The sequence below is a fragment of the Streptomyces sp. A 4/2 genome (assembly GCF_940670765.1).
GTDB lineage: Bacteria > Actinomycetota > Actinomycetes > Streptomycetales > Streptomycetaceae > Streptomyces.
Genome location: NZ_CALNVW010000029.1, coordinates 1 through 3,976, shown reverse-complemented (window position 1 = coordinate 3,976; position 3,976 = coordinate 1). Strand labels below are relative to the sequence as shown.

Here is a 3,976-nt window from a genome sequence, read left to right as displayed (position 1 = left end):
AACCATCCGACGAGCTGAAGGGGAGGTGGCCGGTCTACCGACTCGACACGGTGCCCAGCCCCGCCTGCGGCTGGCCGCCGTCGACAGGGATGTGGGCACCGTTCACAGCTCCGGCCGCCGGCGAGAGGAGGAAGGCAATGACCCGGGCAACCTCCTCAGCTGCCAGCAGGCGACCGCTGGGGTTGCGTTCCGCATACGCCTGGTACGTTTCCGGGTCGCGCCGGCGCAGGCGGTCCCAACTCTTGCCCGGCAGGAGAATGGAACCAGGGCTGACCGTGTTGATGCGCACACCGTACGGGGCCAGTTCTTGGCACAAGGCGCCTGCGAGGTAGATCTCCGACGCCTTGGCCGCTCCGTACTGGGCGGGAAAACGAGGCTTCCAGCCGGAGATGGAAGCCACCATCACCACAGAGCTGCCGGGACGCAGGAAGTCCAGCGCCGCCCGGACACTGCGCACCGCGTGGCCACCGTTCAGCTCCCAGGTGTCCTGCCAGTCCTCCCGGGTCGAGTCCAGGAGGCCGCCGCCCCGCTTGCCTCCGATGTTCGCGACCAGGCCGTCGAGTCCGCCGAACTCGCTGCCCGCTCGCCGGGTGAAGTCCTCCAGTTCGCCCGGCGCCAGGACATCCACGGATCCCGTCACCACCTGGGCATCGAAATCCTGATACAGCTCGGACGAGACTCGCTCCAACGTGCCGGGATCGCGGCCGCAGACAGCAAGAGACGCCCCCTCGCCGGCGAGGAGGCGCGCGACCGCGTATCCCAGCCCACGGCTGCCGCCGGTCACCAGGAACGACTTGCCACGCAGTCCGTACGTGACAGCAGGCGCCACTGACCCCACGTTCGCTTCAGTCTCTTCTCGCTGTTCCATGGACGGCACTCTGCCACCCGTCCGACCGCGGGTGCTCAACGCACCAGCTTGCGGATGACCATGCCCACGATGAGGGTGGTGAACAGCATGCCCGCAACGGTGAACAGGACCGCGAGCGCCGTCCATCCAGCTGTATTGAACTCCGATGGCATACCCGTGCCGACGTTCAGCCAGAGCGCGAGAGCGAGGACGAAGCTCCTGCCCGCGTCCGACACATCGGTGAGGCCGCGGCCGGGATCACGCACCGCTCCCGCCAGATGGAGTGCCACGCCTGTCAGCAGGATTCCGATCCCCAGCACCCGCGCCGGGTTGCGCGCCCGGACACCCCAGCCGAGGACTCCACCGAGGAAGCCCCTTCCGATGGCCCGCCGCAGAGGCGGCAGGGCCGTTGCCTCGCGCTGACGAGCGAGATAGTAGAGCTCGTCGACCTCACGGTTCCGGTTCCTCTTGGCCAGCGCCGACCGCACGGATTCCAGAGCCACGGCCGTCACCTCGGTGAAGGAGCGTTCGAGGAACGACAGAACCTGTGCGCCGTTGCGGAAGACCTGACCGGCCAGCTCCATGTCGCCGATGCTGGAGGAACTGTCGAGGCTGTAGCGGGAGCTCCCGGAGGGCAGTCCCAGGGTGCCCGTGACCGAGGAGCCATGCAGGCTGATCACCGAAGATGCCACGGAGGCCGACGTGAGGGACATGACGGTCGTGTTGTGCAGGGCGAGCCGCGCGGTCACGCCGGTCCCGTTGCCGCCGCCCGAGCTTTCGCAGAGCCCGAGGTCGCGAACTTCCACAGAGCCTTTGACGGTGCTGTTCGTGATCGTGCTGTCCTCGGCAGGGATGACCAGCCCGTTCACCCGTACGATCTCACTGCAACGAAGCTCGCTCACCTGCAGTGGATCGTCCAACCGCACACGCCTCAAGGTGAGTTCGCGCGTCTCGACGTCGCTGAGCTCGATCGCGGACAGCCAGAGGTCATCGAACGTGAGGTCCTCTCGGGCTTTCAGCCCTCGCACGATCACACTCGGCCGGTCGAGGCGACCGCCAGTGGCCTGGCTGCGGACCGTCAGCGACGACACCCGCGTGTCTCTGATGTGGAGTGTTCCGCGCAGAGCGTTGACCTGTACGAGCCCATCCACTCGGAGGCGCTCCAGGCGGGTGGTCGGGCACGAGTGCAGGGCGAGGAAGTCCAGGGCGGAGTCGATGACCGTGACCTCGCATCCGATCGACGCATTGCGAATGGTCAGGCGGCCGATGCGGGAGTTCACCACCATCAGTGCGTCCGCCTCCACATGATCGATGACCAGTTCGTCGATGTGGCAGGACCGCACGGTCAGCGCGCCATCGATGCCCATACGGTCGAGAGAGACACGATCGGCCGACACCGTGTCCAGAAGGAGGTCCGCAGCGACCTCGTCCTGACGCAGATGCACACTGCGGTCATGCACGGTGCGCTGGCGACCGATACGCGCCAAGTCCTCTAGCGTCCGGACGACTCCCACCGGCGTTCCCCCGCTGTGTGTGACCGTAGATACCCTGATGGGCCCGCCTCGACGTACTCACGCGTGACGCGGTGTCGCGCTCTGTCGGGCCGCTTCTCCGTCCGGACCGAGTCCGAGCGTGGTGAACAACTCATCCACGCGCACGAGGTCCGGCGCGCTGCCGAGCGCGTAGGCGATCTGCTCGGCGGCGGTCGTCGGCACGGTCCGGTCCGTACGGATCACGAGGTCGAACAGGTCTCGCACATCGGACTCACACAGATCCCGCGCCGTCTCGTCCCAGGCGGTGAGCCGCTTCGCGGTGTCGGTGTCTCCCCGCGCACGGGATCGTTGCTCGCACTCGTTTCTCGGAACCCAGAGAAGGACGCGTAACCAGGAGATCGACGCCGTCCGGTTCAGCAACGTGCGCATGTCCGCGACATTGCCGATGTGGGTGACCGGAACCCGGCTGCGACGCTGGAGTTCCATGAGGGAGAGGTTGTCGACTGCGTACACGTTGCCGTAGCGCCGGGTCTCCACAACGATCCTGCCCTGGGCCCGCAGGTCTCCGAGTTCCGCAGCGGTGACGAAGCGGTATCCGGCCGACCGGCCCGTCCCGTGCTTGAGCTTGGTGACCAGTTCGAAACGCTGATCTGCGGAGCGGAGGGCTGCTGTCACGGTGTCCTTGCCGGCAGTCGGCGGTCCGTACAGGACGACGGCGTTCACGAGTCCTCCATCAGCCGCTGGGCGATCGACTCGACCTGCTCGGCCAGGGGGCGTGACGCGCTGATTCGGTTGTCGATCACGTGGTGAGATGTCACCGGCCGGAGGGCGATGTCGAGGCCGTTCGTGTACGCGGGCCAGTGCGTCAACTTCCATGTGTCGCGTAGGGCGTTGCGCGAGATCAGCCGGTCCCGCATCGACTCCAAGTCACTGTCCACCCAAAGCGTCTCGAAACGAGCCCCGACCCTACGACACCGTCGCGCCACACGAGAGGTCCACTGTGCATCGGCACTCTCGGCGAGAAACGGCGCCACTGCGACTACGGACGTGCCGCACTCAAGGTTTTCCCAGACGGCCTTCATCAGGCACTCGTACTCCAGGGGCCTGGCGTTCTCCAGATACGTGGCGCTGTGGCGGTCGTGCGGATCGCCGCCCAGGGCCGTCAGCAGTCGCTCGGTCATCGGACGGCTGATGGTGTCCTTGTCGAGCATGGCCCAACCGGTCGCTGCCGCCAGGAGTTTGCCGGCCTCGGACTTGCCCGAGCCGGCATACCCGGCGACAAGTGCGAGAGTGATGGTGCTCGTGCCTAACGCAGTGGCCACTGCCTGCCTCCCCGAGGCGTCTCGATGCAACTGGGCCCACTTTACGGGTGGTTGATAACTATGGCCGTCACACTTCCGGCGCGGCCTGGATCATTTCAAGGAGACCCTCGTGGCACACGCGGCCGAGCCAGACGGGCAGGGCCCGACCGCTACGCCCGTGCGGCGCACGACGGGAGCTCGGTCCAGTCCCACCCGCATCCGCATCCGCTTCAACTGCCTCCCGAACGAGATCATCACACCGGACCTCGGCTCGCCCTCCGGCCGCATCCCGAACTCCTCCGCACCCGCACCGTCCTGCGTCATCGCCACCCGCC

5 protein-coding genes are annotated in these 3,976 nt (G+C 66.9%); 1 reads left to right on the top strand and 4 read right to left on the bottom strand.

The window, feature by feature from the left end; genetic code table 11:
* Positions 1–34: 34 nt before the first annotated feature.
* The 4 genes from NBY69_RS21500 to NBY69_RS21485 form a co-directional block, all read right to left on the bottom strand.
* On the bottom strand, positions 35–829 hold the full coding sequence (locus tag NBY69_RS21500) for an SDR family NAD(P)-dependent oxidoreductase (protein WP_250302760.1): 795 nt from the start codon (positions 827–829) through the stop codon (positions 35–37).
* A 74-nt stretch (positions 830–903) separates the two neighbouring features.
* On the bottom strand, positions 904–2,361 hold the full coding sequence (locus NBY69_RS21495; protein WP_250302758.1) for a hypothetical protein: 1,458 nt from the start codon (positions 2,359–2,361) through the stop codon (positions 904–906).
* A 57-nt stretch (positions 2,362–2,418) separates the two neighbouring features.
* A complete protein-coding gene (locus NBY69_RS21490) occupies positions 2,419–3,063 on the bottom strand; it encodes a guanylate kinase (protein ID WP_250302756.1) in 645 nt (214 codons plus the stop codon).
* Positions 3,060–3,662 (bottom strand): AAA family ATPase, encoded by a 603-nt coding sequence (locus NBY69_RS21485; RefSeq protein WP_250302755.1) that lies wholly within the window; start codon positions 3,660–3,662, stop codon positions 3,060–3,062. The genes NBY69_RS21490 and NBY69_RS21485 overlap by 4 nt, the downstream gene beginning before the upstream one ends.
* Before the next feature lie 109 nt (positions 3,663–3,771).
* Between NBY69_RS21485 and NBY69_RS21480 the strand changes: the two genes are divergently transcribed.
* A partial coding sequence (locus NBY69_RS21480) for a hypothetical protein (RefSeq protein ID WP_250302752.1) occupies positions 3,772–3,976 on the top strand: 205 nt, incomplete at its 3' end.